The following is a 23,575-nucleotide window of genomic DNA, read 5'->3' on the forward strand; positions in this document are numbered from 1 at the left end:
CCTGCAATGCAACAACAACCTACCCTCGCTCTCAAGTACATTCAGGTCAGCGTCAATCCCCGCAAGTACTTCGATGCGGCGGAGATGGAAGAGCTGACTGCGTCTGTGCGCGAAAAAGGCGTCATTCAGCCCGTCATCGTGCGCACGCTCGCTGACGGCGGCTTCAGCCTCGTCGCCGGCGGCCGCAGATACAAGGCGGCGCTCGCGGCGCACGGCGAAGACTATGAAATCCCGGTCGTCGTTCGAGACATCGATGAGGTCGAAGCCACGCAACTGGCCATCATCGAAAACATCCAGCGCGCCGATATGTCGCCAGCCGAAGAAGCCATTGCGGCAGCCGAGCAAGTCGGGCTGTGCAAGGGCGATCGCGACGAAGTAGCGCGTATCTTCGGCTGGTCGCGTGCGACGCTAGATAAGCGTCTCGCGCTGATGAACTGCAGCACCGCCGTGCTCGACGCATTGAGTACGCGACAGATACTGCTCGGTCACGCCGAGCTGCTTGCTGCACTCCCCAAGGAGACGCAGGACAAGCTGCTGCCGGTGATCATCAAGGAAGGCAAGGCGGTCGCCGAGGTCAAGAAAACCATTGAACAGGTCGCCTGTTCGTTGGGTGCCGCAATCTTCGACAAGGCTGACTGCGCCGGATGCCCGCACAACTCGGCCACGCAGGGCGAGATGTTCGGGGAGTCCATCGGTACGGGCAACTGCACCAACCGCACCTGCTACAACGAGAAGACCGAAAAGATGCTCGAAGCGACGGCCACCGGCCTGCGCGACGAATATCCGGTCGTGCGCATCGTGCGTGCTGGCGACAACCACACGCGCGTGCAGCTCGCAGTCGATGGCCCGAAGGGCGTCGGCGAAAAGCAGGCGAAGGCGTGTCACGCGTGCCAGAACTACGGCGCGGCAGTGAGCGGTCTGCCTGATTCGATCGGCAAGGTCTATCGCGGCCAGTGCTTCGACACCGTCTGCAACATGAAGAAGGTGGCGGCGCAACTGCAAGCGGTGAAGGCTGCGACACAGCCGAAGCCCGAGGCGGCCAAGGCGGGCGCGAAAGCGTCGCCCGCAGCAGCGAGGGGCGCGGCTGGTGCCGCTGCCGGGTCGACGACGAGCAATCCGCCGACAACGGCGGTGGCTGAGTCGGACAGGATCAAAGCGTATCGCGTGGCGTTGTGGCGAAAAGCCCTGCGTCGTGAGGTGGGTGCGGATCCCGCGCTCGCTCAGCGATACCTCGTTGCGATCGCTTTGTCCGATCAGATGCGCTGCGTTGATCAAAAGACGCTTTCCGGCATCTGGGAAAAGCTCACCGAGGAGCAGGTCGCGTCCGGTGACGTGTCTAAAGCTGCAGCCTCGACGGCTGCCGCTGACGGCGCGAAGCTCGCGCATGCCGTCACTGGTGTGACGGTCGCCGCGATTCAAGGCCTCGACGTCCAGCACCTCACGCGTCTGTGCAAGCACCATCACCTCGATCTCGCGAAGCACTGGAAGCTCTGCAAGGAGTTTCTGGAACTGATCACGAAGTCGGAAATGATGGTGGTCGCTGACGAGCTGGGCATTCGTGCCGCGCTCGACGACAACTTCAAGAAGGTCTTCGGCAAGTCCAAGTCCGAAGTCATCGACGCGCTTCTTGCCGTCGAAGGCTTCGACTACACGGGCAAGATTCCGAAGGTGCTCAAGTTTTAATCGCGCGGCTGGCCCGTGCATCGACGTAGTTTCCATCCTCTATAGACCGCCGATCCTTTGGATGGCGGTCTTTTTTCTTTTTCTGGAGTTTCCATGTTTGTAGCGATTGAACCGCTTCTGCGTCACTGCGCGAAGCTCACGTTGTCGTTGCAGATGAAGGGCGATGAGATGGTCGTCTGTGTCATGCCACAAGGCACGGCAAAAGACGCCGCCATGCTTCAGCCGCTCGCGCTCACCGCAGTGGCGGCCGAACTCGACGCGGGCTTCGTCGACGCGCTCGCGGCCTATACCGGCGCGCACGCGTCGCTTGCCGAGCAAGTCGCTGCGACCACCGCCATCCTCGAGGCCGCCAAGACGACGCAAGTCTCCAAAGCGACCAAGACGCTGGCTAAGGGCGGAAGCAAGCCTGCTTTGCCTGCACCCGGCAGATCGAGCACCGATGCGGACAACGATGATGACGACGGAAGTGCCGACGCTGAAGGGCAGAGCACCGCCCCGACTGTGTCTTCGGCATCGTCCGCAGCAGAGGCATCGGCGGAACCGGCTAAGACCGGGACCAACCTCGCATCGCTTTTCGATTAAGGAGCAGACATGGCGATCCAAGTTGCGAAGCTGACACGCGAGTTTGTCTACAACGGCGTGACGTTCCCCGATCCGGGTCCGACCTTCTCGCCCGACGATGTTCGCGATCTCTACTCCGCGCAGTATCCGGAGCTGACGACCGCGGCGATCGACGGACCGGCGATGGAGGGCGAAGTCATGCGCTTCACGTTCGTGCGTGCCGCAGGTGCGAAGGGTGCAGTTGAATCTCTCGCCATCTATGCGTAAGCGCGACCTTCTCAAAGCCTTGTCCAACCCGGACCTGGCTCTTTCCCATCAGCAACCGCCCGGAAGGGCGGTTTTTTTTCATGACAAGGAGATCGAGCAATGTTCTTCGATCCTCGCCCGTCTGGTGCAGAAGTCGCTGTCTCGGGAGAGCCTTGGCAATCGCGACGCGCTCCCGCTGCCCGACGTCCAGCTACCCATGATTTTTTGAGTCTGCCGGCCATCGGCTCGGACGTCCAAACGCGCGCAGTGATGCGTTGGAACGCCGAAAAGGATGTCGCCAGTCTCATCTGCGCCCAGTTCAACTCGGGCGTGCTGAGGACGCGCGATGTACCGGGATTCAAAGGCGCAGGAGACGCGCTTGCCAACGGGTTCTTTGCGTGGGCTAAGCGTCATACGCCGCGCATGCACTGCCTCGGCTTCAACTTCGTATTGTGCGACGTCCAGGTGGTGCTGGAGGCCGTCCAGTATCAGGGGGACCGCAGCGACTTCAATCCGACCTCGCCTGTCTATCTCGGCATTGAGACAGCAGAGGAAAACATCTTCGAGATCGGCAGGCGTGCGGCCGAACTTCGGAGTGTTCATCCGCGGTTGGTCTCGACGGCATTGGTTCTCATCAATCGTGCAGCCGGACGCACGATGTGGGTGAGAACGCCTGATGAGTTCCTGGGCGAGTTCGCATCGTGGTTCTGGGATGGCGATCCGCAAGCGACCGACAAGGAAGCGCGCGAGATGCTGACGGACCGCTTCGGCGAGGACGAAGCGGAGATCGAGCATTACCTCCCATCCGTCGTGCGTCCGCAGCTTTGTCCTGACGACATGGACGTCTGCCGGTGGCACGCGAAGAGCCGCCGCTATTTGCCTCAACGGGCGCTTGGCGTCGCCGCGCTGAGGCGGCTTCAGCGCTTTACCTCGGGCCGCACGCGACGCATCTGTGCGGAGCTGGAAAAGCTCTCGCTGATGCTGCAGCGGGTGGGCAATCGCGACCTCTTCGGTTGCGAGTATCGGCCTCAATGCGCTTATGCAGCCGCCACGCTCACGGTGCAGAACGACAGTCGCGTGGGTGAAGTGCTCGATTCGCACTATGAGCACCTCGCAAGCGCCGGCGACGGCGCGACCTATTACGGATTTACGCCGCTTGCCTCTACGCCTGAAGCCATCCGCAATCAATACGCGAACTGGTCGCAGGGCTTGTCCATTCTTGGCCAACTGGACCGCGTCATCGCGTGTCTCGCGGCATAACGAGGAGTTTTGTATGAAAGGGCTTGATATCGGCTCGGACCGCGTCGATGAACTCGCGGCAGTCAGCGCGATCTTGCTGTACGGCCGTCAGGACCGCAGCGCTGTCTACGGCACCGTTCATCCGGTGACGCAAGGAAAAACCGGGCGGGCGACGATCGGTGCAGGCAGGCCGATCGACCGCATGGCGCTCATCGATTGCTTGCGCGACCTGGCTCAGAACGCGGCGCCGAAGGCCGAATTTCTGCCCGAGACGGTGCTCGCGGTGTCGCAAGAGGCGGTGATGTGGTGGTGCAGACCGGCGATGCGAAGAGTCTTCTTCGATTGCCAGGAGATCGGGCGGCGCAGTGCGGTCGTCCCGCATCCAGGGTTGGTGTTCCGTGCAGCTTCGAACGGGTTTTCCGTGTTCGCGCTGCAGGAAGACAGCCGGCCAACGCCTGCATCGAAGCTGCACGAACCGCCTTACTTTAACACCTGGGACTGGGGGCGGATCTGCATCGGCTCGGCTCATGTGCCCAAGCGCATCGACGTCGAATCGATCGCCGGATGGGAGAGCGGATTTTTTGAATCTGCCTTCACCCACCCCAATCACGGCAACACACGTGTTTCGCATCCGAACGGGGAGTTCGCGTTTTGGAAGGAAATGCTCGACGGCAACTACGGCGAGCAGTTTCCGAAAGAGGCGCTCGTGCCCATGGGCATTACTCTCGCTGAGCTGATCGCCAGCAAAAAAGGAGATTTGAAATGAATGCTGGTGGTTTGAATGCGGGTGATGCCGCGCTTCAGCGCTCGTTTCCGACTGTCATGGTGCCCCGGCGCGAGCCGGTGCCGCCCATGCAGTCGGCGGGCGAGCGATTGCTGATCGGCGGGAACGGCGTCTTCATCGAAATCGATCTGCCGTGGCTGTCTGTCGTTCGCCGCGTTGCGCACTATACGGTTCCGACTGCGATTCCCTATGGGCGAGTGGTCGAATCGACGGTGCTGCGCTGTGGCACGGTGCCGCCGGAACTGATCGGCGACTTCGTCGCTATGGCACAAGCCGCGCATCCACTGGAAACGGGCGCGTGGATCGTCTGGAACGTCGAAACCAAGCAGTTTCGTCTCGCACCCGTAAGGGTGCTTTCGCAGGGCACCGGAACGCTGAAGTACGAGCGGCCGGAGCTTTTCGCGGGCGAACTGCGCGTGATCGACTGCCATTCGCATGGTGCTCATCCGGCCTTCTTCTCGTCGACAGATGACGAAGATGACCGGCATGAGACGAAATTCGCGTTCGTCGTTGGGAACTGCGCATCATCGGTTCCCAGCATGGCGATGCGGCTGTGTGCGAAGGGCATCTTCGAAGACGTCGAACGCGTGCCGAGCAGTTGGTATGCGGCGGCCAAGCTGAAGGAGGCGGCATGACAAGCGCTATCCGTCATCTGCTTCCTTCGCGGATGCTTGAGCGAAGCTGGAACGTGGTCGTAGTGGGCGCTGGCGGCACCGGCAGTGCGGTGCTTCCGAGCCTCGCGCGGCTGCACCACGCCATGCTGGAGCTCGGGCACCCCGGCGGCATCGACTGCACGGTGTTCGACGACGACACGGTCAGTCCGACCAACGTCGGCCGTCAGGGCTTTTATCCCAACGACGTGGGTGAGTACAAAGCCTCGCTCATCGTCAATCGGCTCAATGCTTTGATGGGCACGAACTGGCGGGCGGAAGCTCGCCGGTTCGGTCCAGGTGAGCCGCTTTACAACGTCGATCTGGTGATCGGCTGCGTGGATACACGTACCGCTCGGTGCGCGATCGTCAGCGCGGCGCAGCACACCGAGGCGTATTACCTCGACTGCGGCAACGACACCGATCGCGGCCAAGTCGTCATTGGTCAGGTCTGTGGCAAGAGCTACGCGCAGAAACATCCGGAGCGGTTGCCGCATGTCGGTGAGTTGTTTCCGGATTTGCTCGACGCCAAGCTCGATGCGAAAGATGAAACGCCGTCGTGTTCCATGGCCGAGGCGCTGCGCAAGCAGTCCCTGGTCATCAACCAGGCGATCGCAGTCCAAGCGTTCAACATGCTCTGGACCATGTTTCGTACCGGCGCAGTGCCGTTCTCGGGCGTGTTCGTGAACCTCGCAACGGGGCGCACGAATTCGATCCCGCTGGACCCAGCCGCGTGGACGCGCTTCGGATACGAAGTGCCGAAGCAGCCAGTCAAGAAGGCGAAGAAAAGCCGAAAGGCCGCGCTCGCCGCTTAGATGTTTCTCCCGAAGCCGCCCCGTTGAGGGGCGGCGTCTTTCATGGTGTCGCCCGCGCGCTATACGCATGGGTGATGCTTTCTTTCTCAACTTCATCAACGGAAAACAAGATGAAAAAAATCAGTAACTGGTTTTGTGCCGGCCGCTCGGCACGGTATGGCAGCGATGTCGCAGGCATCGTTCGCTGCATGTTGTGCGCACTGGCGGCTATCGCTGCGGCAATGGTCCATCGCTGGCTCGGATATGAGTTCCCGCATCAGGGTCTAAGGGCGCTCGAGGCGGGAGTGTGGAGCGCGTTGCCATCGACGCTGGAACACGCGCTTGCTGCGTTTGGCGTGCTTTCTTTGCTGGTGTTACCGGTTTGCTGGACGCGGTCGACAGCCCGCTGTCGGATGTTCGCCTGTTTCATTGGCGGGGCTGCTTACTTTGCGTTGACCACGATGGGCTGGGATTACCAGCAGTATCGAGCCACGCATGAGGCGGCACAGCTTGCCCAGATGGCAGGCGACGTTGCTGGGCTGCTTTGTGCCGTGTACTGGCTGACCCGTGCACAGGCGGTTCGCCTTCGCCACCGCTTCGCCTGACGCGGGCATTTCGAGCGGCTCCATGGCGGGGCCGCTTTCTCTACCCTTGCGGGACAGCCCGCAAGGGCTGCTCCGTGCATCAATGGAGCAAAACATGGGTTCTTCAATTCTGACAGGCAAGCGCGCAGGCGCACTGCAGAAAGCGGACGGCGAGTGGATCTACGCGTTGTTCGAACGCGGCTATGAGTCGAACGTCCATCCTCACACCGTCAGCTGGTCGGCCGTGGCGTTGGGCAACTACGCGCAGGTCATGCGCCGCCTCTTCTCGCACGCGAGCAGTTGCGAAGGCGGGATGCTGAGAAGCCGCAACGGGTTGATTAAGCCTGAGAACTTCATCGACAGTTGGAAACGCGAGCTTGCTAGGCCGTCGTTGCTTTACGATCGGGCGATCGATCTGTCGGTCGGCTCGTCGTGCTACTCGGCGGTACCGGAATCGCAGTTGGAGGATGTTCGGCTGTCGTTGATCCGGGCGGGTTTCGAGTCTCGTTTCGATGAACTGGTCGCCGGCACGTTAAGCGTTTCGCTACACGCGGACATCGACCTGCTGCTCGCGATCTACGGGAACAGCGGGCCGCTTAGCGCTTGGCGCGTCTTGAAGGAGTATGACTGCGGAACGGTCCAAATCGACGTCACGGTGCCATCCGCATCAAAGGTGGCGATGGAACGTATGCCACAGGTCCGGTGTCATTCCATTGACCGCGAGAATCGTCTCATTGCCATTGGCTCCGCACCGTGGCGGCACGCCGGCTGGCAATACAACGCCATCGGCTCCTTCATCACGGACGTCGCCTATCCGATCGAGATGGAGGAATCTGGATTCGCGAAGAAGGCGATTCCAGCATTTCGTGACGTAGTGCGGGGAGCCTCGGCACTGCCTGCCGCAACTCGGATCACCGTGACGCGCTCGCCTGAGGGCGAGGACGCATGGCGGGTTCGAAAAGCAGATGAGATCGCCCGGAAGCTCGGGATCGTCGGCGATGGGGAGGGTGCCCCAGACGTGTTCATCTTCGCGTTTGGTGACTTGCTTCAACGAGAAGACACGGACCAGTTGCTGTACGGGCTGGGCGGTCTAAGCGACGCACAAGCACAGTGGGAAGTTCCGGTCACGCGCGAAGGCGCGGCGCCGGACCCAGTCTTCTTCGACGCGGGCTCGCAACTTTCGCTTTGTCTCGCATAATCTTTCGACCAGCGCCACGCTCCCGTTCCGGGACGTGGCGTTTTTTTATGGGCGGAGCGAAACTGGCGCGACGCGACGAAGGATGGCTAACAGCATGCTCGGCCCGTCGCTCTTGCTGCAATAGGCATCCATGCCAGCGGCAAGGCCCTCGTTGACGACGTCCTCTTCCGGGAGCGAGGTGTGGGCGATGATCGGGACCAGACGCATATGAGCGACTTGCCTCATGGCGCGGGCAACCTCGAAGCCATTTAGCAACGGCATCTGGATGTCGGCGATGACGACGTGTGGGATCCAGACCCCGATGAGCGTGAGACAGGCAGTACAGTCGGCGGTCCGTGCCTCGAAGCCCTCGGTTTCCAGCAACGCCTGCAGGGCGAGCGCGAGGGCGTAATCGTCGTCTACGATCAGAACGCAGACGGGCGGAGACACCGGCGAAAATGCGCGGGTGGTCCAAAGCGGTGGTATCGACGGAGCGGCGGGCACGGGCGCGAACCTCAGACTGTTTCCTGAATGTCTCGCAATGCCCGTTCCCAACGGCTTCTCAGTCAGTGACCTTCTCGCAACTGGCCCAAAGCGAGTTCCGCGTCGCGGCGTGCTTCCTCGTACGTGAGAAAAGCGTGCGTCGACTGGCGGAGGAGTGTCATGCGGTGCTGGAACAGGTCCGCCGAGGAAATGGACCAGACCCAGCCGCCGTTTTCATGACGGACGGAAATAACTTCCGAAGATTCGTCCATATTCATGGGCAGCGTCCTTTCGCTGTCAAATGCCTTGTCGCGAAGTGTACTTGAAGCACCTTCGCGATCTGGACAGGGCACGCGGCGTCGCTTGTCCTAGAACATGAACGAAGTCTGATGCGGCTGAACGGGTAGGTAAGATGTTGCACTGGAATTTCTTGCCACAGTTCATCGTACCGCGCGAGCACCGACTGCGCGTCCGTGCACAGTACGTCGATACCGACCAGCGCTGCTACGCGGGAGCGCACGCTCGCGAGCATCTCGGCCTCGGCGAGCGTCGGACGCACGGTCGGCCATCCCGACGAGAACAGCAGGTGGGCAGGGATTTCGGCCTCAATCGCTTGGCGCTAAATTGCAGCGGCCTTGGCGCTGGCGACAGCGGTCGCCAGTTCCGGCGACAGCAGGTGAGGGGCGACGTCGGCTAGCCATCGCTGGCCCTGGAAGGCGAAGGTCGATTCCGCCTCGAGCCGCACCATCTCGCGGTACACGTCCTGGTTGTCAGTGCAGCTCGCCGCAGCGCGCAGGTCGTCCAACGAACTCATGATGCAGTAGGCACACGAGACCCGCGAAGCGCCGTAGACGGTGTACGCCTTATGCAGGGCCTGACCCGCTGCCGCGATTTCGGTGAATACCTCGTCGATGGTCCACTCAATTATCGCGTTCCATGTGAGGCCTGTGCGTCCCTTGGTCGACAGTGAAGCGAGCGGGGTCGACACTGGCATCTTGCTGCGGGCGCTGCTTTCCTGTCGGCGCACGCCTGTGACGTTGACGACGTTGTGGGCTGGATAGCGCTTGTTGAGTGCGCGCGAAACAACCGCGGATTTGAGCTCACTGGTGCAGAACCTGAGAGCAGGGGTGCTCCACGGCAAGATCAGTCGGACGCACGAGAGGTCGCGGTATCGCTCCACGTTGTTTGACCATCGCTTCTCCCATCTGGCCAGGATGTCGCCTGCTTGCCGACGGACGGTCAGCAGTTCCCAGCCGAGGTGGGCGGCAAGCCGCTCGCACGCCGGGCCGCTGTCCTTCCATTCAACACGGCCGAGGTCGGAATGGACGAGGACACGCGGACCGGTGTGGCCGATGGCGTCCAGATGGCGGGCAACCGCGAGCGCGCAGGCAACGCTGTCCTTGCCGCCGCTCACGCCGATAGCGACGACAGCATCCGTTCTGAGCAGCGCCGCCACCTCCGGGGTGAGTGCAACGTCACGGGCACGCGCTGGATTGTAGGCGTTCGAACGGGTGCGAAGCGAGGACAGGTCGATGGTCTGGAGCATGGTCGAAGAAGAATCGGGGTAGATGATTTATCTTCGCAGCTACAGCGCAAAGTCAAGCTGGGCGGGCCTTTCAGAGAGGGCCGTGGTGCCCGACCGGCCGACCGTCCAAGAGAAGCTCGTCTCTGTTTTGAGCGAAAGCCATAGCGAATCGTTGAGCTTTCCGGCGCTCATTGCGCGGCCGACGCCGTAGACTGGCTTCATTCCCCGCGCTTTTGCGCATCGACCTACCCCTCCGGCGTGCTGGAGGACCATCTTCTCTCCAGCCGTCTATGACGGCAATCTTCTGGCGACCCTCGTTGGTCGCCTTTTTTCGTCCCGTTGGGAGCCTATCCCTCCGGGAGACAGCTCCCATTATTTTTTGGAGTTGTCTATGTCTCGCAATCTCGCACCTGTCGTCAAAGTTTCCAGCAAGAACGGTTTCATGGCGAATCAGCGTGTGGTCGGTCAAGACGTCGAGGCCAGCCCGCCGCAGCTTTACACCGGACGCATTCATTCGGTGTGGAGCGACGGCACGGCAATGGTGGATTGGGACTATTCGCTCAACCATCAAGCCGAACGGCATCTGGTGCAAAGCGGTAATGTCAGACTGCATCACCTCAGCCATACCGCCTCGTAGTCTTCGTAAATGACGCGTCCAGTGCACTGCACTGGACGCCGTTTTCTTCTCGTTCCGATTTCTTCCCATCAGGGCAACCACCCTGACGGGTTCGGTTGCCCGATCTCGTTGAGGCAACCACGTTCAAGCTCATCTCCAGTTTCATCCTCGTCTGCATGCTCTCCGCGTGCGCCACGGCCGACTTCGGTTCGCCGAATACCTATCAGCGCTACGACGTTCAACGCATCGGCCAGTACGAGCAGGCAACCATCCTGCGCGTGCGTCCGATCACTATCGAGAGCAATTCTGGCTCGTCAGGCATTGCATCGATCGTAAGTGCGGCAGCGGGCGCTTTTCTGGGCTCGCAAGTCATCGGCAACGGTAGCGGCCGCTATATCGCCGGCGCGCTTTCCGGCTCCGTCTCCGGGTTGGTGGCTCAGCGCGTAAGCGCCGCTATGTCTCGCCACAGCGGTGTCGAAGTTTTCCTTCGTCGCGCCAACGGTCAGACCGTGGTCGTTACGCAGGTCGACGACCAGCAGTTCGGTGCTGGTCAGCAGGTGTTTCTCGTCTCGAATGGGTCCGGCTACCGGATCACCCACTAACTGGCGGCGACGCCTCGACCAACTGGATGAACCATCGATGAACCACTATCAATTGATCACCCACGGGCAGACCAGTGGCTGGGACGCTTCGACCAACGATGTCAACGGCAAGAACATCTACGGGATGCGTCCGGTGGAAGTCGCTGCGCAAGCGGGCGACGTTGACGAGTTCACGGCGATCGTGCGCCACCCTGAGTTCAGCCCATCGGGAGCGCGGCCGCATATGTTCGCCGAGGTCGGGCGGATCAGCGACGGTTACGGCGACGCGAGCTTCAAACGCTTGAAGCCGGCGCTCGACGCTTATAAGGAGCGATTCCTCTAAGCGGGCATCGCAGTACGCATCTTCTGAATGCGCGGTGAAAACCGCGCTAACCCTTGCGGGGCAGGCTCCCCGCAGGGGACCTGCCTCGTCTGCAATGAGGCAATCATGAAATTTCCCCGAGTGTTTTATGTGGACCGCAGCAGCGCCAATGCCGGCGCGAAAGCGGCTCTGCAACGTCATGCGACGCGCGTACTTCGACGCGTCGCACAGGACTTATGTCTTCCAGCGCACGCGCACGAAATCGTCACCGATACGCGCCGCGGCAACTCTGCGGTACGGGTGTCGTTGCGCACCGAGACGTTGTTTGTCGACGTGCTCGAGCGTCAAAGTGGCTCTGGTGTCGCGCTTAGCTTCAGAACCCGGCGCGGCCGCTCCGACCTGACGGGCGGTGGCGAGAACCACGTCGCCCTGGCGCAACTCGAAACGCCCGCGGGCTACCGAGCGATGCTGGACGGCTTGCGTCTGGCCGGCGGCATCGACTTAAAGTGCGGAGGTCGTCGATGAAACTGGCGAAAGTGAGGATTGAGTACAGCTCGGGAACCACTATCGTGGACCGAGTGACGCTCGATCCCGCGACAGGCCAGGTTCACTTGGCTCCGCGATTGCTCGGACTGTTGAGCAAGATGGACGAGTCTGAGTGTTCTCCGTCGTTCAGCCTGGAGTACAGAGGGCACGTTTTGCCTGTTACGCCTGTCGTCAACGGCGGATATGTGGTTGCTCTTCCTTTGGACCCGCCCCCGGGAATCCGCCAAATCCTGCATGCGGTCGCGACGCCGTCAAAGGACCAACGCCAGCAGAACGGGCGATACCTCCATACGCTATCGGCTGCGTCAATCGGTGGCACTGTGGGCTACGTCCATTCCGCGTCCTCGTGGGACTTTTCGACAGTCGTGGGCGCAACGATTCTCGCGTCGCTTGGAGTAGTATTGTGGTACGCGGGTTATCACGCAATGAAAGGAGATTGAAATGGGTGCATCGATTTTTACGCTAGTCCTTGGCGTGTCCATTGCAGCTTTTTTCATGTGGACGTCCAACAACGGCCGTAAAGCCGATCGCGAGCGCGATTGGGGCAAATGATTCGACGCAGCGCAAGCTGAGTCCAAATACAAAACCGTACCTTTCGAGGTGCGGTTTTTTTTTACCGTTTTCCTTTTTTGGCGCGCCTTCGGGCGCGCTTTTCATTTTTAGGAGCTGGTTATGTCATTAGCAAACACGGATGTGCTGTCGGGCAGTGTTACCGCCGCTGGTACGGTCGATATCAAGCCAGTCGCCCGGCTGGACACCGACGGCAAGACGGTCGATCAGGTTTTTCAGACTCTGTGCAGCTTTCTGCGTGGCAAGGAACTCGAACCGGAATGGCTCTGTCCCGCGAACATGCAGGACGATGCCAACGAGGCGATGTACGGAGCACGCCACAACCGACCGTGGCCTTACCACTCGTCAAATGCCCGGATTTCCGTGTCGGTGTGCATCGGCAACTCGGAAGGCTGGATCATCCATGTGGACTTCGTCAGCCGGCCGCAACTTAGCGACTCGCTCGACCGGACCTACGCGATCATGCCGTTGCTTCGCGCGAAGGTGTTTTCGACTGACCACGCGTGGTCGCTCGCTCGTCTGGTCGCCCGTTTACTCGACGCGGCGTAATAGCTTCTCAACTCTATCCAGCGCCCATCCGGCGCACCTAACCCTTGCCGGGCATCGACCCGACAGGGAACGATTGCCCGCCAATTTTTTCGAGGCAATCCACCATGTATCAGCTTTCCTTCTCGGGCTTCGCCCACTCCTTCCGTACGATGCTTGAGGTGCTCCGTTTCCTGCGAGACGAGACGAGCGTCGCAACGGTCGACGCGGCAGAGATCGCGCTCACGTTCTTCAGTCATCCAGTGGCCGTCACTCGCTATAACGGCAAGCTGACCGTTCGTTGGCCCGGGACGGCGACGAGCCTCTTCCTGTCGCTGATCGACGAAATCGACGCGGCCTACTTCAGACCGTCATTCACCGCGCTCGAGCCGTGGCAAATCCGGCGCGAGCACTGGCAACTGCTCTATCTGGCTTTTGATCTGGCGCGCGAGCCGCTGTATTTGTTCTACTCGGATCAGATGGCGCAAGCCAACGAAGAGGCGGCCAAGAGTGGCCGTCGCGGGCTGGACCTGTTCGAGCTGCTGCAAGACGAGTCGCAACGCCGATTCGGCTTCCGCTACGCGGGCCCGATGTTGGACAACCGGCAGAGCAATGGTCGGCACGAGGTTCATGTCGCCTACGCGCTCGCTGCGGGCAAGCCTGTTCCGCAGGCGGTGATTGATGACTATGCTTCGTTGTCGAAGTTCGACTCCGACTTGCAATGGGCCAAGCCGCTTCTCGCGGTGCCGGAGTTGCGTGGTGCGTTGCCGCTTGCGAAGCTCGTGCCGCTCGCAACGGTGATGCGCCATTCGAAGCAGGCCATCACCTCTGACAATGCGGCGCTGCTCGCGATGCTGATGGGTCTCGTGCCGAACTCGCCAACGACGGTCGAAGTCGACGACTTGCTGTACGCGAAGGGCATTCTGGAAGCGCATCCCTTGCCGGAGGCGTACATGAAGCCCGTCGACGTCGGCGCGCCGATCTGTCAGTTCGCGGAAGTACTCCGGCGGACGCTCGCCGATGGCGCGCGCGATAGACGGGTAGCGGAACTCGAGAAGGCACGGAAGTCGTGCAGTATCAGTGCGCGCCGCTTCCAACTCGACACGCATCTGGCCATTCTCGATCACGGAAGGCATACGCACACCTTCGCCAACGAGTTCGCGAAAGCAGTGCAGACGGCCGACATGTCCTATCTTCTCAACATCCTGGATCGGCCAGACGACGCAAACCTCGCAACCAAGCAAGCGGTCCGGGAGGTGTTCGGCATCAAGCTCATCGGCGTTCGCGCCGCAGCTCGGCGCCGGGGCATCTTCCAACTCGCAGGTATGGACGCCGCGCAGCAAGCAGAGTGGGAGGCGCTGTCGGTCTCGCAACGTGAGGCAAGGCGCGTCGCCCGCGAGGTCGCACGTGCTCGCGAGGCAGCCGAAATGTCACGCATCCGCATGCAAGACGGGGCTGTCGTGACCGGTGCGGACTGGGTGGACCGGACGATCGCCGAAGGCTTCTCCGAGATCGTGAGCGTGCGGCAGGGGACCAGCGTGCGTTACGCGCTTGCTGACCCAGTCCGGCATCTGCAGTTATCGCTTCGCGCAAACGACGGTACGCTCGCCTATGCGCGCGTGTCGCTTGAACATCGCGCAAGCTGATTCAATTTCGACAAGCCCGGCTTCGCCGGGTTTTTTTTCGTCGATCTTGCCAGCGCCGAAGCTTAAGGCGCCATGAAATAGTGACCTTTCCATGGATCGGCACATTGCCGGAACCCTACACTGCATCTATCACCCGCGTCACTGACGCATCGACCCAGCCGGCTACGCGCCGGCTTTTTCATATCTTGCCCCTAAGGGACCACGTCCCTATGGGCGTAGTCTTTACGGGGCTTCTTTTCGGAAGCCATCATGAAAGTTACGCCCGCTCAACTCACCGAACTCCTCTCGCTGTACGTGCCGAAGCGTCTGCCGGTGCTCATCACTGGCCGCCCCGGCATCGGCAAGAGCGACATCGTCGAACAGACCGCGCATGCGACTGATCACGAACTGCTCATCAGTCACCCGGTTGTCGAGGACCCGACCGACTCGAAAGGCTTGCCGTTTCCCTCGCCCGACGGCATGACCGCAAAGTTCCTGCCCTTCGGGGATCTGGAACGCGCCATGACCGCCAGACGCCCGCTCATCTGGTTTCTGGACGATCTGGGGCAGGCATCGCCCGCCGTGCAAGCTGCGAAGATGCAGTTGCTGCTCGCGCGGCGTGTCGGCGAGCACGTTCTGCCGCCGCAGGTGACGTTCCTCGCGGCCACGAACCGCCGCACCGACAACGCTGGTGTCTCCGGGATTCTCGATCCGGTGATCTCGCGTTTCGCCACGGTGGTAGAGCTGGAACCGACTATCGACGACTGGACGCAGTGGGCCGTGCGCGAAAACATCCCGCCCGCGCTCATCGCGTTCCTGCGCTTCCGTCCGGACTTGCTGTCGGTGCAGAAGATGTCGCGCGATATCGAGAATGCACCGAGCCCGCGTAGCTGGCGATTCGTGGCGAAAACCATGGATGTAGTCCCCAAGCACCTGGAGCACATTTCCTACGCCGGTTCGGTTGGAGAGGGTGCCGCGACGGAACTGGTCGCGTTCCTCCAGATCTTCCGCGAGTTGCCGAATCCGGACGCGATCCTTCTCTCGCCCGACACGGCCATGATTCCGACGACGCCTTCGGCGTTGTATGCGATCGCGGCAGCGCTTGCGGCACGCGCGAACGAAAATAACTTCGATCGCGTCGTGCGTTACACCGAGCGTCTGATCGGTGAAGGGCACCGCGAGTTCGCGGCGCTGCTGGTGCGCGATTCAGTGCAGCGCACCCCGCAGATCCAGAACTCGTATGCCTTCATTGGCGCGCAAGCAGGAGAGATCGGCAAGATCATCCGCGGCGAGTAACCAAGCACTCCACTTTTCTCAGCATCACTTATGTTGGCCCTGTCGTGTCTTCGGAGGCACAGGGCCTTTTTCTTGGCTTCATCCATTTCATTCTCTACGAGGTTTCTCATGGACATCACTTCGATGCAATCGAAGGTCATGCTCTGCTCCGTCACGATTTCCACCTGGGTTGCCCGCCGTTTCGACGGCAAGGTGACGCAGGAAGTCGAGAGCAAGCACCACGCGAAGGGCATCGGCAGATTTAACAAACGCCTGTTGCCCGAGCACGCGCCGAGCTTCGCAGAAGTCGTGACGCTCGCCGGCCGCATCCGCTCGTGCTTCTACGACCACACGCTGAAGTACGACCAGTTGGGCGTGCGGCTGCTGCCGACGATGGTCTACATGGATTTCGCCGAAAAGATGCGCTCGCTGAAAGACGAGTTCGACTTGGCGGTCTCCGTGTTCCTGACCGACTACCTGAACCTGAAGGAGGCGGCTCGAGAAGAACTGAATGGGCTGTTCAACGAGGCGGACTATCCGACCCTCGCTGAGCTGACCACGAAGTTCGGCGTGAAGATGGCCGTTCTGCCGTTTCCCGACGCGAGCCAGTTCGGCGTCGAGCTTCCGGCGAACGTGCTCAACACGCTCAAGAGCGAACTGGACCAGCACGTTCTGGCCTCGATCGCGACCGCGAACGAGGACCTGGTGCGGCGTCTGTACGAAGCCGTGTCGCAGATGGCCAATCGGCTGTACGCGACGGGCAACGTCCGACTGGACGTCGCCAACAACGTGCGGGAACTCTGCGCCTTGCTGCCGAAGCTGAACTTCGCTAACGACCCCCAGCTCACGCACATCCTCGAGCAGGCCAAGACGCATCTGGCCGTGCACACGGGAGCGGAATTGAAGGACTCGCGCGTGCTTCGTTCTCAGGTGGCCAGCAAGGCGCAGGAGATTGAAGGGCTGATGGCCGCGTTCATGGGCATGCAGCCGGAGCCGATGGAAGTCGAATCGGCGCACGCCAGCCAACTGCGCCTCGTCGCGTAAGGGGGCATCATGGACCGAAACGATGTGGTGTTGGGTAGTAGCGCGGTCCATCCGCGCATTGCCCGGCAGCGGACCGAGCTTGTCCTTTCGCAGCCGTTCTTCGGGGCGCTCGCGCTCCGATTGAACGTCCGAGAGGATCCGTCGACCAAGACGTTTTGGGTCGACGGCGAGACGTTGGGCTACAACCCAACGTATATGGAAACGCTCAGCGACCTCGAAGTCCGGGGTGTCATCGCCCACGAAGTGCTGCACGTGGCCAATGGCCATTGCTGGCGCTTGGGCGCGCGCGATCCCGACCGATGGAACGATGCCTGTGACTACGCGATCAATCCGATCGTGTTGTCGTCAGGCATGGTGCTGCCGAAGGGGGCGCTCGTCGATCCGCGCTACTCGGGCAAGTCGGCCGAGGAAATCTATGGTTTGCTGACGCAGGCGGCGAAGCAGAAGCAGCAACAGCAGCAGAAGCAGTCGCCACAGCAACAGCAGACGCAGAACCAGCAGCCGCAGCCGAGTCCGCAGGATCAGCAGCAGCCGAACGGCAAGCAGGCTCCGAAGTCCGGTGGCCAGAACGGCACCGCGCCAGCGCAATCGCCCGGCGATCAGCCTTCGCATCCCGGCTCATTCGGTGAAGTGCGGCCCTACAAGGGGCCGGATAAACCGGTAAAGGAAGCGGAGTGGAAGGTTGCCGTCACGCAAGCCGCGAAAGCGGCCGCGATGCGCGGCAAGCTCCCCGGTGATCTGCAGGCGATGGCGGTAGAAGCGGTGCGGCCCGTTGTGGACTGGCGCGCGGTGCTGCATCGCTTTGCGCAGCAATCGTCGCCGTCGGACTACAGCTTCGCTTCGCCGAATCGCCGGTATCTCCATCTGGGGTTCTATCTGCCCGCGCTGCATACGCCGGCGATCGGCGACGCGGTCTTCGTGCGTGACTCCAGCGGCTCGGTGTTCGACGAGACGCAGGCGCAGTTCGACGCGGAGATCCTCGCGGTTTTCCATTCGTTGAAGCCCGCGCGGCTCGTTGTGATGGATTGCGATACCCGTGTGACGCAGGTGCAGATTTTCGAGCGAGGCGACTCGCCGGAGATCAAACCTGCGCGCGGCGGGGGCGGAACGGCTTTCGTCGACCCGTTCAACCGCTTGGCGGAAGACGGCATGAACCCGGCCTTTCTGGTCTATCTGACAGATATGGTGGGGCGATTCCCGACGGTCGCGCCTCATTATCCAGTGGTGTGGGCGTCGACCACGCCTTTGACACGGGCCCGGAAAGCGCCGTTCGGCGAAACGATGGAGGTGATCTGCTAGTCCCCGGCTTTCGCCGGGCATTCCTTGAAGAACGAAAGCCCGGCATTGCCGGGCTTTTTTTCGTCTGCGCGCGGCTCAGGCGCGGCGCTTTTGCAGCGGCTGGTATGCCTCGCCGGCCTTGAACCTGTCCAGAAGGTCGCTCGCCGTAGTGAGCGCGCCAAGCGTTGCGTCATGTCAAACGACGGCGATCGCGCGCTCACACCGGAGCGGAATCGATACCGTAGATTCTCTTAGGCGATCCGTGGAAAGAGGTATGTTTTTGTGTCTCTTTTCGCGTTTTGACTAATATCATGATATTTCCTAGCCGGCTTCACTACTGACAGCGCCCGGCACTCCAACCGCGCCGGTTTCACAGACCTTGAAAGCCGCTCGATTTGAGTGCCCTTTTCAAATCCGCGGACGCAAGGCAAGCACAACAATACTCGACATGTTAGATCGCCCACAAAGCATCGCATGTTCGAGTCTGCAGATAATCCCCTCCTGAAGCTGCGCCCGCTTGAAGCGGAAGCCGTGCGCATGTTTTTCCATGCGCTCTCGCCGCTGCGCGCGCTGTTCGATGCGCCCGAACTCGCGGAAATCATGATCAATGATTACCGCAACATTTGGGTGGAGCGTCGGGGCGTGATGACGCGGGAGAACATCGACTTGCGTCCGGAACAGCTCGAAGGTGCAATTCATTCGCTCGCGTCATCCGTCGAAAAGTCGGCAAAGGCAGGAAGCGACAAAGGCATCATCAACGCGGGTCACCAAAACTTGCGTATCGCGGCGGTCATGAGCCCGACGTCGATCGACGGCCACGCCCTGAGTATCCGGAAGCACCGTGAGTCCAAGCTCACGCTGTCGGACTACGTAAACGTGGGGGCGTTCTCAGCAGCGAATGCCCGACCGGAATACGCAGAAGCGATTCACTTCGAGGAAGGCATCGAAGACGAAGCGCTCATGCGTGCGCTCGTCGCGCTCGTTCAGTCGCGCAAGAACGTGCTCGTCGCCGGCGGCACATCCGCAGGTAAGACGACGTTCCTCAATGCGCTGATCGAACAGATCCCCTCGGACCAGCGGGTGATCTCCATCGAGGACACGATGGAATTGAAGCTCCACGTTCCCAATCGCGTGCGGTTGCTTTCGAACGCCGACACAAATGTGACGACGCAGCTGCTCGTCGCGCTGTGCCTGCGCTTTCGCCCCGACCGCATCATCGTTGGTGAAGTGCGCGGCGGCGAAGCCTACGACCTTCTGCAGGCGCTCAACACCGGCCACGACGGCGGTCTCGCATCCATCCACTCGAACAACGGGCGAACGGCGCTGAGCCGCCTTGAATCGCTCGCCATGCTCGGCATCCCAACCGGATCGCGTTGGGAGCTCGAAGACATGCGCAAAAACATCGCTGACTGCTTCAACTACGTCGTGCACTTCAAGCGCACCGGCGAGATGCGGCACGTCTCCGAAATCCTCGAAATCCGGGGATTCAAAAACAACGATTACGACCTACAACGCGTTTTTTAACGGGAGCATCAAATGAAGGGCAAAAAGGTATTCAGCAGAGCCGCGATCTTGGCGAAGCGTCTGCGTCCGGGCAAGCCGATGATTGTAGGCGCACTCCTGAGCGCTATGTCGATGGCCGCCATGGCAGCGGGAGACTACTCGAACCTGACGGGGCTGACGGACATCATCTGCACGATCAGCAACCTCATCAGCGGTCCGTACCTGTACGGAATCGGCATTGTGTTGATCACGATCGGCGGCGTCGCAGTGGCCAACTCGGAAAGCAATATCGCCAAAACGTTCTCCGTCGTGCTGGTGGGCCTCGGTATCGCGTCAGTCGCAGTGCCGATCATGCGCGATCACTTCAAGATGGCCGTCGCCTGCTGATATGCGCCAGCACAAGGTAAGTCGAGGGCTCTCCCTGCCACGCCAGATGGGCGGAGCAGATCGCGGCCTGGCGATCTTCAACGGCACGTTGACGGCGCTGCTTTGCTACACGAGCTGGAGTCCGGCGTTTCTGATCGTCGGCGTCGTGATGCACGTCTTTCTGCGCTGGAAAAGCTCGACTGACCCGTGGTGGCGAATTGTCATGTTGGTCTATAACCGCTACCCGGACGTCTATGAGCCGGGCCCGAGCAGTCGGTTCAGTGCGCGCTTCAGGCGCCCGTATGGGTTTGATCAGGACCTTCCATGCTAATGGGCAAAGAACCATGCTGAAAATGATGTTCACCAAGCGCGCGGTGCAGGAGATCGCGCCGTGGGCGACGATGGTCTCCCCCGAACTGGTGCTCAACAAGGACGGGTCGTTGCTGACCGTGTTCGAGTTCGAAGGCATCGACGCGGACTCGCCGAATCCCGGTGACATCACGGCCGCGCGCGACAACCTCGACCACGCATGCCGTAACTTTGACCACCGCGTCACAGCGTGGTGGCGCATGTCGCACCAGCGCGCGCGCGGTGGCATCGACGGCACGTTTGTGTCCGAGGCCGATGCGCGCGTCGACGCGATTAATCAGGCGATCATTGGCAGCGGCAAGTACTTTAAGAATTCGCACTCGCTCGCGCTCGCATTCACGCCTGAGACCGGCATCTCGCGGATCTTCGACAAGATCAGCTATCACATGACGGTGGGCGGCAAGAACCTGGCTGTGGCCATGTTCGAAGCGGCGAAAGATACGATACTCGCGCGCAGTGCGTTCGCGTTCGACCTGACCAAGATCCAGAACGAGATCAAGCGGTTCGAGTCGGTGATCGACGGCTTTGTCGGCGGCGTCACGCGCCTGAAGATGAAGCGGCTGCAGCTTCAGAATGCGCTGTCGTTCCTGCATCAGCGCGCGAATCCGTCGACGCCCAAGCGCCGCGTGCGTTATCCAGTCACGATGTTGGACACGCATCTGACCGAGACTGAGGTCACGATCGGCGCGACCGAGCTGATGTTCGAATCGGCGCACGGCAAGGTGTACGCCCGTGTCATCGGCATCAAGGAGTGGATGGGCTTTCAGGAAGCGGCTCTCGACGTGCTCTCGCAGGTCGACGCGGAACTGGACGTCTGTGTGATGTTCCGATTCCTTGATAGCTCGCGGGCGAGCGCCTATATCAAGAAAATTCGCGGCTTTTACAAGGTCGCGTCCTTCAACCCCGTCGCGATCCTCAAGCAGTGGGCAACGAAGGAAGAGCAGAAAAACGACGAAGGCCGCGAGATTCTCGCGAAGGAAGCGGGCGACGCGCTTGCAAAGCTCGACGCGGAAGGCCAGCAGTACGGCTTCGCGAATATTTCGGTGGTCGTCTATGGGAGCACGCCCGAGGAGTGCGAGGACGCGACCCGACAAGTGGTCGGTGTCATCGGCAGCGCCGGCTTCGGCGTGATCCTGGAGAAGACGAACCTGTTTGCCTCGTGGAGCGCGACGCTGCCGGGTCGCTGGGATCAGCAAAAGCGCCTGCAGTTCGTTGAGACGCCCGCCGTATCCGACATCGCGCCGCTGTGTAGCGTGGGCGAGGGATCGAAGGTCAACGAGTGGCTCACGCAGCAGTCTGGCACTAAAACCGGGCCGCTCACCTGCCTGCCCACCCGCCATCGCACCCTTCAGTACTTCGACTTGCACCATCCGGGCGGCAAGGCGCACACGCTAGTCGTCGGTCCAATCGGCGCCGGTAAGTCGGTGTTCCTGAACTACCTGATGACACAGACGGGCCGCCACGGCGCGCGCCGCATCCGCTTTGACAAGGACCGCTCGACGCGCATCCCCACGCTGCTCGGCGGTGGCCGGTTCATCGATGCAACGGGACGCTTTGAGGCGGCGACCTCGGTCAACCCGCTTTCGCTCATTGGCGAAGAGAAGCACTGGTCGTACGTCGCCGACTGGGTGCAGCTTGCCATTGAGGGCGAGGACTATACCTGCACGCCGCAGCAGCAAACCGAGATTTACGACCGGATCAAGACCCTCGCGTTGGGCTTCCCTGCTGAGAAGTGGCGGTTGTCAAGCTTGATCACGCTGCTGCCCGCGGATCTGCGCGAGCGGCTGCAGGTTTGGACCGAGGGCAACAAAAACGGCAAGTTTTTCGACCATGCCGAGGACGGTTTCGCAATCTCCGATGATCTGTCGATCGAGATGGGCGACCTGTTCCAGAACTTCCCGGTTGCCGCTGCATTGTTCATGGACTACGCGTTCTACCGGATCGCGCAAATTCTCGACGGCAAGCGCTACACCGTGATCGAGATTGAGGAGGCGGGTTTCTTCTTCACCTACCCGAAGTTCTATGCGCGCCTAGAAATCTGGGCGGTGACGATCCGAAAATTGAACGCAGCGCTGGTGATGGCGACGCAGTCTCTCGGGCAGCTTGCGCGCGTGCCGAACTTCGAGATTCTAAAAGAGAACATCCCCAACCTCATTTACCTGCCGAACAGCGACGCGATCAACAACCAAAATTTGTACCGCGATGTGTTCGGCCTCACGCCGCACCAGATCAAGATGATCTCGGACGCGGTGCCCAACCGCGACTACCTGTGGGTGACGGCCAAGCAGAGCCGGATGCTGCAGGCGCAGTTTCCAAAGGAAGCGCTTGCCTACCTCCGCTCGGACGGTCGTGCGCAAGCGATCCTCGACAAGCACGTCAAATCCGGCAGCCCCCAGTGGCAGGAGGAGTATGTGCGCGACGTACTCGTCAACGCTTAACGCTTTACCTCGAAGGCACCGCCATGATGAAAAAACTGCTCCGTTGCATTGCCGCGACCGGCGTGCTGACCGTCGGTCTCGTCCAGCAAACCTACGCGAACATGCCCGTGTTCGATGCATCGAACTTCATTCAAAACACCATGACGGCGGCGGCCGCCGTGAAGGGTGAGGTTTATCAGGATTCGAACTTGGTCTACCAGTACCAGATGATGCTCAACCAGCTCAAGCAGGCGACCAACCTCAACCCTGCGGCGATGCTTGCGCAATTTAACAGCATCACGGGCGATATTACGAGCCTGACCAAGTACACCGACGCCTTGAAGGACCTGTACGGTGGCCTGCAGAGCAACGCCGAGTACGCGAACAAGGTGCAGGCGCTCATCACGCAGTCCGGAAAGACGCCGGACCAGTGGTTCACCGACCAAAACACGCTGCTGCAAAACAACGACAAGACGGCCAAGCAGCTCTTCCAACAGGGCAACGATGTTATCTCCCATGTGAGCACGCTGGCCAAGCGCCGTCAGGAGATTCAGGATCAACTGAATATGTCACCGACGATGGAAGCCACGGCTCAGTTGACCACGCACATGCTCGACATCATCTCCAGTCAGAACAGCGATCTGCTTTCGATGATGGCAGCAAAGCAACGAAGTGACGCGGTGAAGGAGTCGGCCAACGTCGCTCAGGAGCAAGTCGACAATAACGCGCAAACCGCGCTGAAAACCAAGCAGGACCGCGAGCGGGCAGCATTCAACGCGACGATCGGCTCTTCGACCACGTTGGGGCAGTGA

General features: G+C 61.0%; 26 protein-coding genes. 23 read left to right on the forward strand and 3 right to left on the reverse strand.

The window, feature by feature from the left end:
• Positions 1-6: 6 nt before the first annotated feature.
• The 9 genes from IAG25_RS28465 to IAG25_RS28505 all read left to right on the forward strand — a co-directional run bounded on the left by IAG25_RS28465 (position 7) and on the right by IAG25_RS28505 (position 7,739).
• Positions 7-1,683 carry a PRTRC system ParB family protein gene (locus IAG25_RS28465; protein WP_187607791.1) on the forward strand — a complete coding sequence of 559 codons (1,677 nt, stop codon included), beginning with the start codon at positions 7-9 and terminating at the stop codon, positions 1,681-1,683.
• A gap of 57 nt (positions 1,684-1,740) precedes the next feature.
• Positions 1,741-2,265 (forward strand): PRTRC system protein E, encoded by a 525-nt coding sequence (locus IAG25_RS28470; RefSeq protein ID WP_309243979.1) that lies wholly within the window; start codon positions 1,741-1,743, stop codon positions 2,263-2,265.
• A gap of 9 nt (positions 2,266-2,274) precedes the next feature.
• On the forward strand, positions 2,275-2,511 hold the full coding sequence (locus tag IAG25_RS28475; protein ID WP_187607792.1) for a PRTRC system protein C: 237 nt from the start codon (positions 2,275-2,277) through the stop codon (positions 2,509-2,511).
• A gap of 99 nt (positions 2,512-2,610) precedes the next feature.
• On the forward strand, positions 2,611-3,750 hold the full coding sequence (locus IAG25_RS28480; protein WP_187607793.1) for a PRTRC system protein F: 1,140 nt from the start codon (positions 2,611-2,613) through the stop codon (positions 3,748-3,750).
• Between the two features lie 13 nt (positions 3,751-3,763).
• A complete protein-coding gene (locus tag IAG25_RS28485) occupies positions 3,764-4,495 on the forward strand; it encodes a PRTRC system protein B (RefSeq protein WP_187607794.1) in 732 nt (243 codons plus the stop codon).
• The gene (locus IAG25_RS28490) at positions 4,492-5,148 is read left to right on the forward strand and encodes a PRTRC system protein A (RefSeq protein WP_187607795.1); all 657 of its coding nucleotides are present in this window, start codon (positions 4,492-4,494) and stop codon (positions 5,146-5,148) included. Before IAG25_RS28485 ends, IAG25_RS28490 begins: the two co-directional genes overlap by 4 nt.
• Entirely contained in the window at positions 5,145-5,978 is an 834-nt protein-coding gene (locus tag IAG25_RS28495; protein WP_187607796.1) for a PRTRC system ThiF family protein, read from the forward strand. Before IAG25_RS28490 ends, IAG25_RS28495 begins: the two co-directional genes overlap by 4 nt.
• Before the next feature lie 110 nt (positions 5,979-6,088).
• The gene (locus IAG25_RS28500; protein WP_187607797.1) at positions 6,089-6,562 is read left to right on the forward strand and encodes a hypothetical protein; all 474 of its coding nucleotides are present in this window, start codon (positions 6,089-6,091) and stop codon (positions 6,560-6,562) included.
• 94 nt (positions 6,563-6,656) lie between these two features.
• Positions 6,657-7,739, forward strand: a complete 1,083-nt coding sequence (locus IAG25_RS28505) for a hypothetical protein (protein ID WP_187607798.1) — start codon at positions 6,657-6,659, stop codon at positions 7,737-7,739.
• Between the two features lie 45 nt (positions 7,740-7,784).
• Here the strand turns inward: IAG25_RS28505 and IAG25_RS28510 are convergent, their stop codons facing one another.
• The 3 genes from IAG25_RS28510 to IAG25_RS28520 form a co-directional block, all read right to left on the reverse strand.
• Entirely contained in the window at positions 7,785-8,168 is a 384-nt protein-coding gene (locus tag IAG25_RS28510; protein WP_222946679.1) for a response regulator, read from the reverse strand.
• Between the two features lie 116 nt (positions 8,169-8,284).
• Positions 8,285-8,479, reverse strand: a complete 195-nt coding sequence (locus tag IAG25_RS28515; protein WP_187607800.1) for a hypothetical protein — start codon at positions 8,477-8,479, stop codon at positions 8,285-8,287.
• Between the two features lie 341 nt (positions 8,480-8,820).
• The gene (locus tag IAG25_RS28520) at positions 8,821-9,747 is read right to left on the reverse strand and encodes a phosphoadenosine phosphosulfate reductase family protein (protein ID WP_255503986.1); all 927 of its coding nucleotides are present in this window, start codon (positions 9,745-9,747) and stop codon (positions 8,821-8,823) included.
• Positions 9,748-10,117: 370 nt separating this feature from the next.
• Here IAG25_RS28520 and IAG25_RS28525 point away from each other — a divergent pair, with 370 nt between their 5' ends.
• The 14 genes from IAG25_RS28525 (at position 10,118) to IAG25_RS28590 (ending at position 23,575) form a co-directional block, all read left to right on the forward strand.
• Positions 10,118-10,363 carry a hypothetical protein gene (locus IAG25_RS28525; protein WP_187607801.1) on the forward strand — a complete coding sequence of 82 codons (246 nt, stop codon included), beginning with the start codon at positions 10,118-10,120 and terminating at the stop codon, positions 10,361-10,363.
• A 155-nt stretch (positions 10,364-10,518) separates the two neighbouring features.
• Positions 10,519-10,944: a glycine zipper 2TM domain-containing protein gene (locus tag IAG25_RS28530; protein ID WP_187607879.1), complete on the forward strand. Its 426-nt coding sequence runs from the start codon at positions 10,519-10,521 to the stop codon at positions 10,942-10,944.
• Positions 10,945-10,981: 37 nt separating this feature from the next.
• On the forward strand, positions 10,982-11,266 hold the full coding sequence (locus IAG25_RS28535; protein WP_187607802.1) for a hypothetical protein: 285 nt from the start codon (positions 10,982-10,984) through the stop codon (positions 11,264-11,266).
• Between the two features lie 105 nt (positions 11,267-11,371).
• The gene (locus IAG25_RS28540; RefSeq protein ID WP_187607803.1) at positions 11,372-11,770 is read left to right on the forward strand and encodes a hypothetical protein; all 399 of its coding nucleotides are present in this window, start codon (positions 11,372-11,374) and stop codon (positions 11,768-11,770) included.
• Between the two features lie 693 nt (positions 11,771-12,463).
• Positions 12,464-12,910 (forward strand): hypothetical protein, encoded by a 447-nt coding sequence (locus IAG25_RS28545; protein WP_187607804.1) that lies wholly within the window; start codon positions 12,464-12,466, stop codon positions 12,908-12,910.
• Between the two features lie 104 nt (positions 12,911-13,014).
• Positions 13,015-14,532 (forward strand): hypothetical protein, encoded by a 1,518-nt coding sequence (locus tag IAG25_RS28550; protein WP_187607805.1) that lies wholly within the window; start codon positions 13,015-13,017, stop codon positions 14,530-14,532.
• 249 nt (positions 14,533-14,781) lie between these two features.
• Positions 14,782-15,807 carry an AAA family ATPase gene (locus IAG25_RS28555; protein ID WP_187607806.1) on the forward strand — a complete coding sequence of 342 codons (1,026 nt, stop codon included), beginning with the start codon at positions 14,782-14,784 and terminating at the stop codon, positions 15,805-15,807.
• 108 nt (positions 15,808-15,915) lie between these two features.
• Complete coding sequence (locus IAG25_RS28560) at positions 15,916-16,830, forward strand: hypothetical protein (RefSeq protein WP_187607807.1); 915 nt, start codon at positions 15,916-15,918, stop codon at positions 16,828-16,830.
• A gap of 9 nt (positions 16,831-16,839) precedes the next feature.
• Positions 16,840-18,129, forward strand: coding sequence for a vWA domain-containing protein (locus IAG25_RS28565; RefSeq protein WP_187607808.1), 1,290 nt, complete (start codon positions 16,840-16,842; stop codon positions 18,127-18,129).
• Positions 18,130-18,582: 453 nt separating this feature from the next.
• Positions 18,583-19,632, forward strand: a complete 1,050-nt coding sequence (locus tag IAG25_RS28570; protein ID WP_187607880.1) for a CpaF family protein — start codon at positions 18,583-18,585, stop codon at positions 19,630-19,632.
• A gap of 12 nt (positions 19,633-19,644) precedes the next feature.
• Complete coding sequence (locus IAG25_RS28575) at positions 19,645-19,998, forward strand: TrbC/VirB2 family protein (RefSeq protein WP_187607809.1); 354 nt, start codon at positions 19,645-19,647, stop codon at positions 19,996-19,998.
• 46 nt (positions 19,999-20,044) lie between these two features.
• On the forward strand, positions 20,045-20,308 hold the full coding sequence (locus IAG25_RS28580) for a conjugal transfer protein (RefSeq protein ID WP_375336549.1): 264 nt from the start codon (positions 20,045-20,047) through the stop codon (positions 20,306-20,308).
• A 13-nt stretch (positions 20,309-20,321) separates the two neighbouring features.
• Positions 20,322-22,784 (forward strand): VirB4 family type IV secretion system protein, encoded by a 2,463-nt coding sequence (locus IAG25_RS28585; protein ID WP_187607811.1) that lies wholly within the window; start codon positions 20,322-20,324, stop codon positions 22,782-22,784.
• Between the two features lie 23 nt (positions 22,785-22,807).
• A complete protein-coding gene (locus IAG25_RS28590; protein ID WP_187607812.1) occupies positions 22,808-23,575 on the forward strand; it encodes a type VI secretion protein in 768 nt (255 codons plus the stop codon).

The sequence above is a fragment of the Caballeronia sp. EK genome (assembly GCF_014384845.1).
GTDB lineage: Bacteria > Pseudomonadota > Gammaproteobacteria > Burkholderiales > Burkholderiaceae > Caballeronia > Caballeronia jiangsuensis.

What these genes read in the sequence shown, in the direction of transcription:
- IAG25_RS28590 (WP_187607812.1), top strand. Translation starts at nt 22,808, where the DNA reads ATGATGAAAAAACTGCTCCGTTGCATTGCCGCGACCGGCGTGCTGACC.
- IAG25_RS28520 (WP_255503986.1), bottom strand. Translation starts at nt 9,747, where the DNA reads ATGCTCCAGACCATCGACCTGTCCTCGCTTCGCACCCGTTCGAACGCC.
- IAG25_RS28560 (WP_187607807.1), top strand. Translation starts at nt 15,916, where the DNA reads ATGGACATCACTTCGATGCAATCGAAGGTCATGCTCTGCTCCGTCACG.
- IAG25_RS28515 (WP_187607800.1), bottom strand. Translation starts at nt 8,479, where the DNA reads ATGAATATGGACGAATCTTCGGAAGTTATTTCCGTCCGTCATGAAAAC.
- IAG25_RS28580 (WP_375336549.1), top strand. Translation starts at nt 20,045, where the DNA reads ATGGGCGGAGCAGATCGCGGCCTGGCGATCTTCAACGGCACGTTGACG.
- IAG25_RS28505 (WP_187607798.1), top strand. Translation starts at nt 6,657, where the DNA reads ATGGGTTCTTCAATTCTGACAGGCAAGCGCGCAGGCGCACTGCAGAAA.
- IAG25_RS28465 (WP_187607791.1), top strand. Translation starts at nt 7, where the DNA reads ATGCAACAACAACCTACCCTCGCTCTCAAGTACATTCAGGTCAGCGTC.
- IAG25_RS28550 (WP_187607805.1), top strand. Translation starts at nt 13,015, where the DNA reads ATGTATCAGCTTTCCTTCTCGGGCTTCGCCCACTCCTTCCGTACGATG.
- IAG25_RS28555 (WP_187607806.1), top strand. Translation starts at nt 14,782, where the DNA reads ATGAAAGTTACGCCCGCTCAACTCACCGAACTCCTCTCGCTGTACGTG.
- IAG25_RS28535 (WP_187607802.1), top strand. Translation starts at nt 10,982, where the DNA reads ATGAACCACTATCAATTGATCACCCACGGGCAGACCAGTGGCTGGGAC.
- IAG25_RS28575 (WP_187607809.1), top strand. Translation starts at nt 19,645, where the DNA reads ATGAAGGGCAAAAAGGTATTCAGCAGAGCCGCGATCTTGGCGAAGCGT.
- IAG25_RS28485 (WP_187607794.1), top strand. Translation starts at nt 3,764, where the DNA reads ATGAAAGGGCTTGATATCGGCTCGGACCGCGTCGATGAACTCGCGGCA.
- IAG25_RS28480 (WP_187607793.1), top strand. Translation starts at nt 2,611, where the DNA reads ATGTTCTTCGATCCTCGCCCGTCTGGTGCAGAAGTCGCTGTCTCGGGA.
- IAG25_RS28500 (WP_187607797.1), top strand. Translation starts at nt 6,089, where the DNA reads ATGAAAAAAATCAGTAACTGGTTTTGTGCCGGCCGCTCGGCACGGTAT.
- IAG25_RS28540 (WP_187607803.1), top strand. Translation starts at nt 11,372, where the DNA reads ATGAAATTTCCCCGAGTGTTTTATGTGGACCGCAGCAGCGCCAATGCC.
- IAG25_RS28490 (WP_187607795.1), top strand. Translation starts at nt 4,492, where the DNA reads ATGAATGCTGGTGGTTTGAATGCGGGTGATGCCGCGCTTCAGCGCTCG.
- IAG25_RS28585 (WP_187607811.1), top strand. Translation starts at nt 20,322, where the DNA reads ATGCTGAAAATGATGTTCACCAAGCGCGCGGTGCAGGAGATCGCGCCG.
- IAG25_RS28545 (WP_187607804.1), top strand. Translation starts at nt 12,464, where the DNA reads ATGTCATTAGCAAACACGGATGTGCTGTCGGGCAGTGTTACCGCCGCT.
- IAG25_RS28525 (WP_187607801.1), top strand. Translation starts at nt 10,118, where the DNA reads ATGTCTCGCAATCTCGCACCTGTCGTCAAAGTTTCCAGCAAGAACGGT.
- IAG25_RS28570 (WP_187607880.1), top strand. Translation starts at nt 18,583, where the DNA reads ATGTTCGAGTCTGCAGATAATCCCCTCCTGAAGCTGCGCCCGCTTGAA.
- IAG25_RS28475 (WP_187607792.1), top strand. Translation starts at nt 2,275, where the DNA reads ATGGCGATCCAAGTTGCGAAGCTGACACGCGAGTTTGTCTACAACGGC.
- IAG25_RS28565 (WP_187607808.1), top strand. Translation starts at nt 16,840, where the DNA reads ATGGACCGAAACGATGTGGTGTTGGGTAGTAGCGCGGTCCATCCGCGC.
- IAG25_RS28495 (WP_187607796.1), top strand. Translation starts at nt 5,145, where the DNA reads ATGACAAGCGCTATCCGTCATCTGCTTCCTTCGCGGATGCTTGAGCGA.
- IAG25_RS28530 (WP_187607879.1), top strand. Translation starts at nt 10,519, where the DNA reads ATGCTCTCCGCGTGCGCCACGGCCGACTTCGGTTCGCCGAATACCTAT.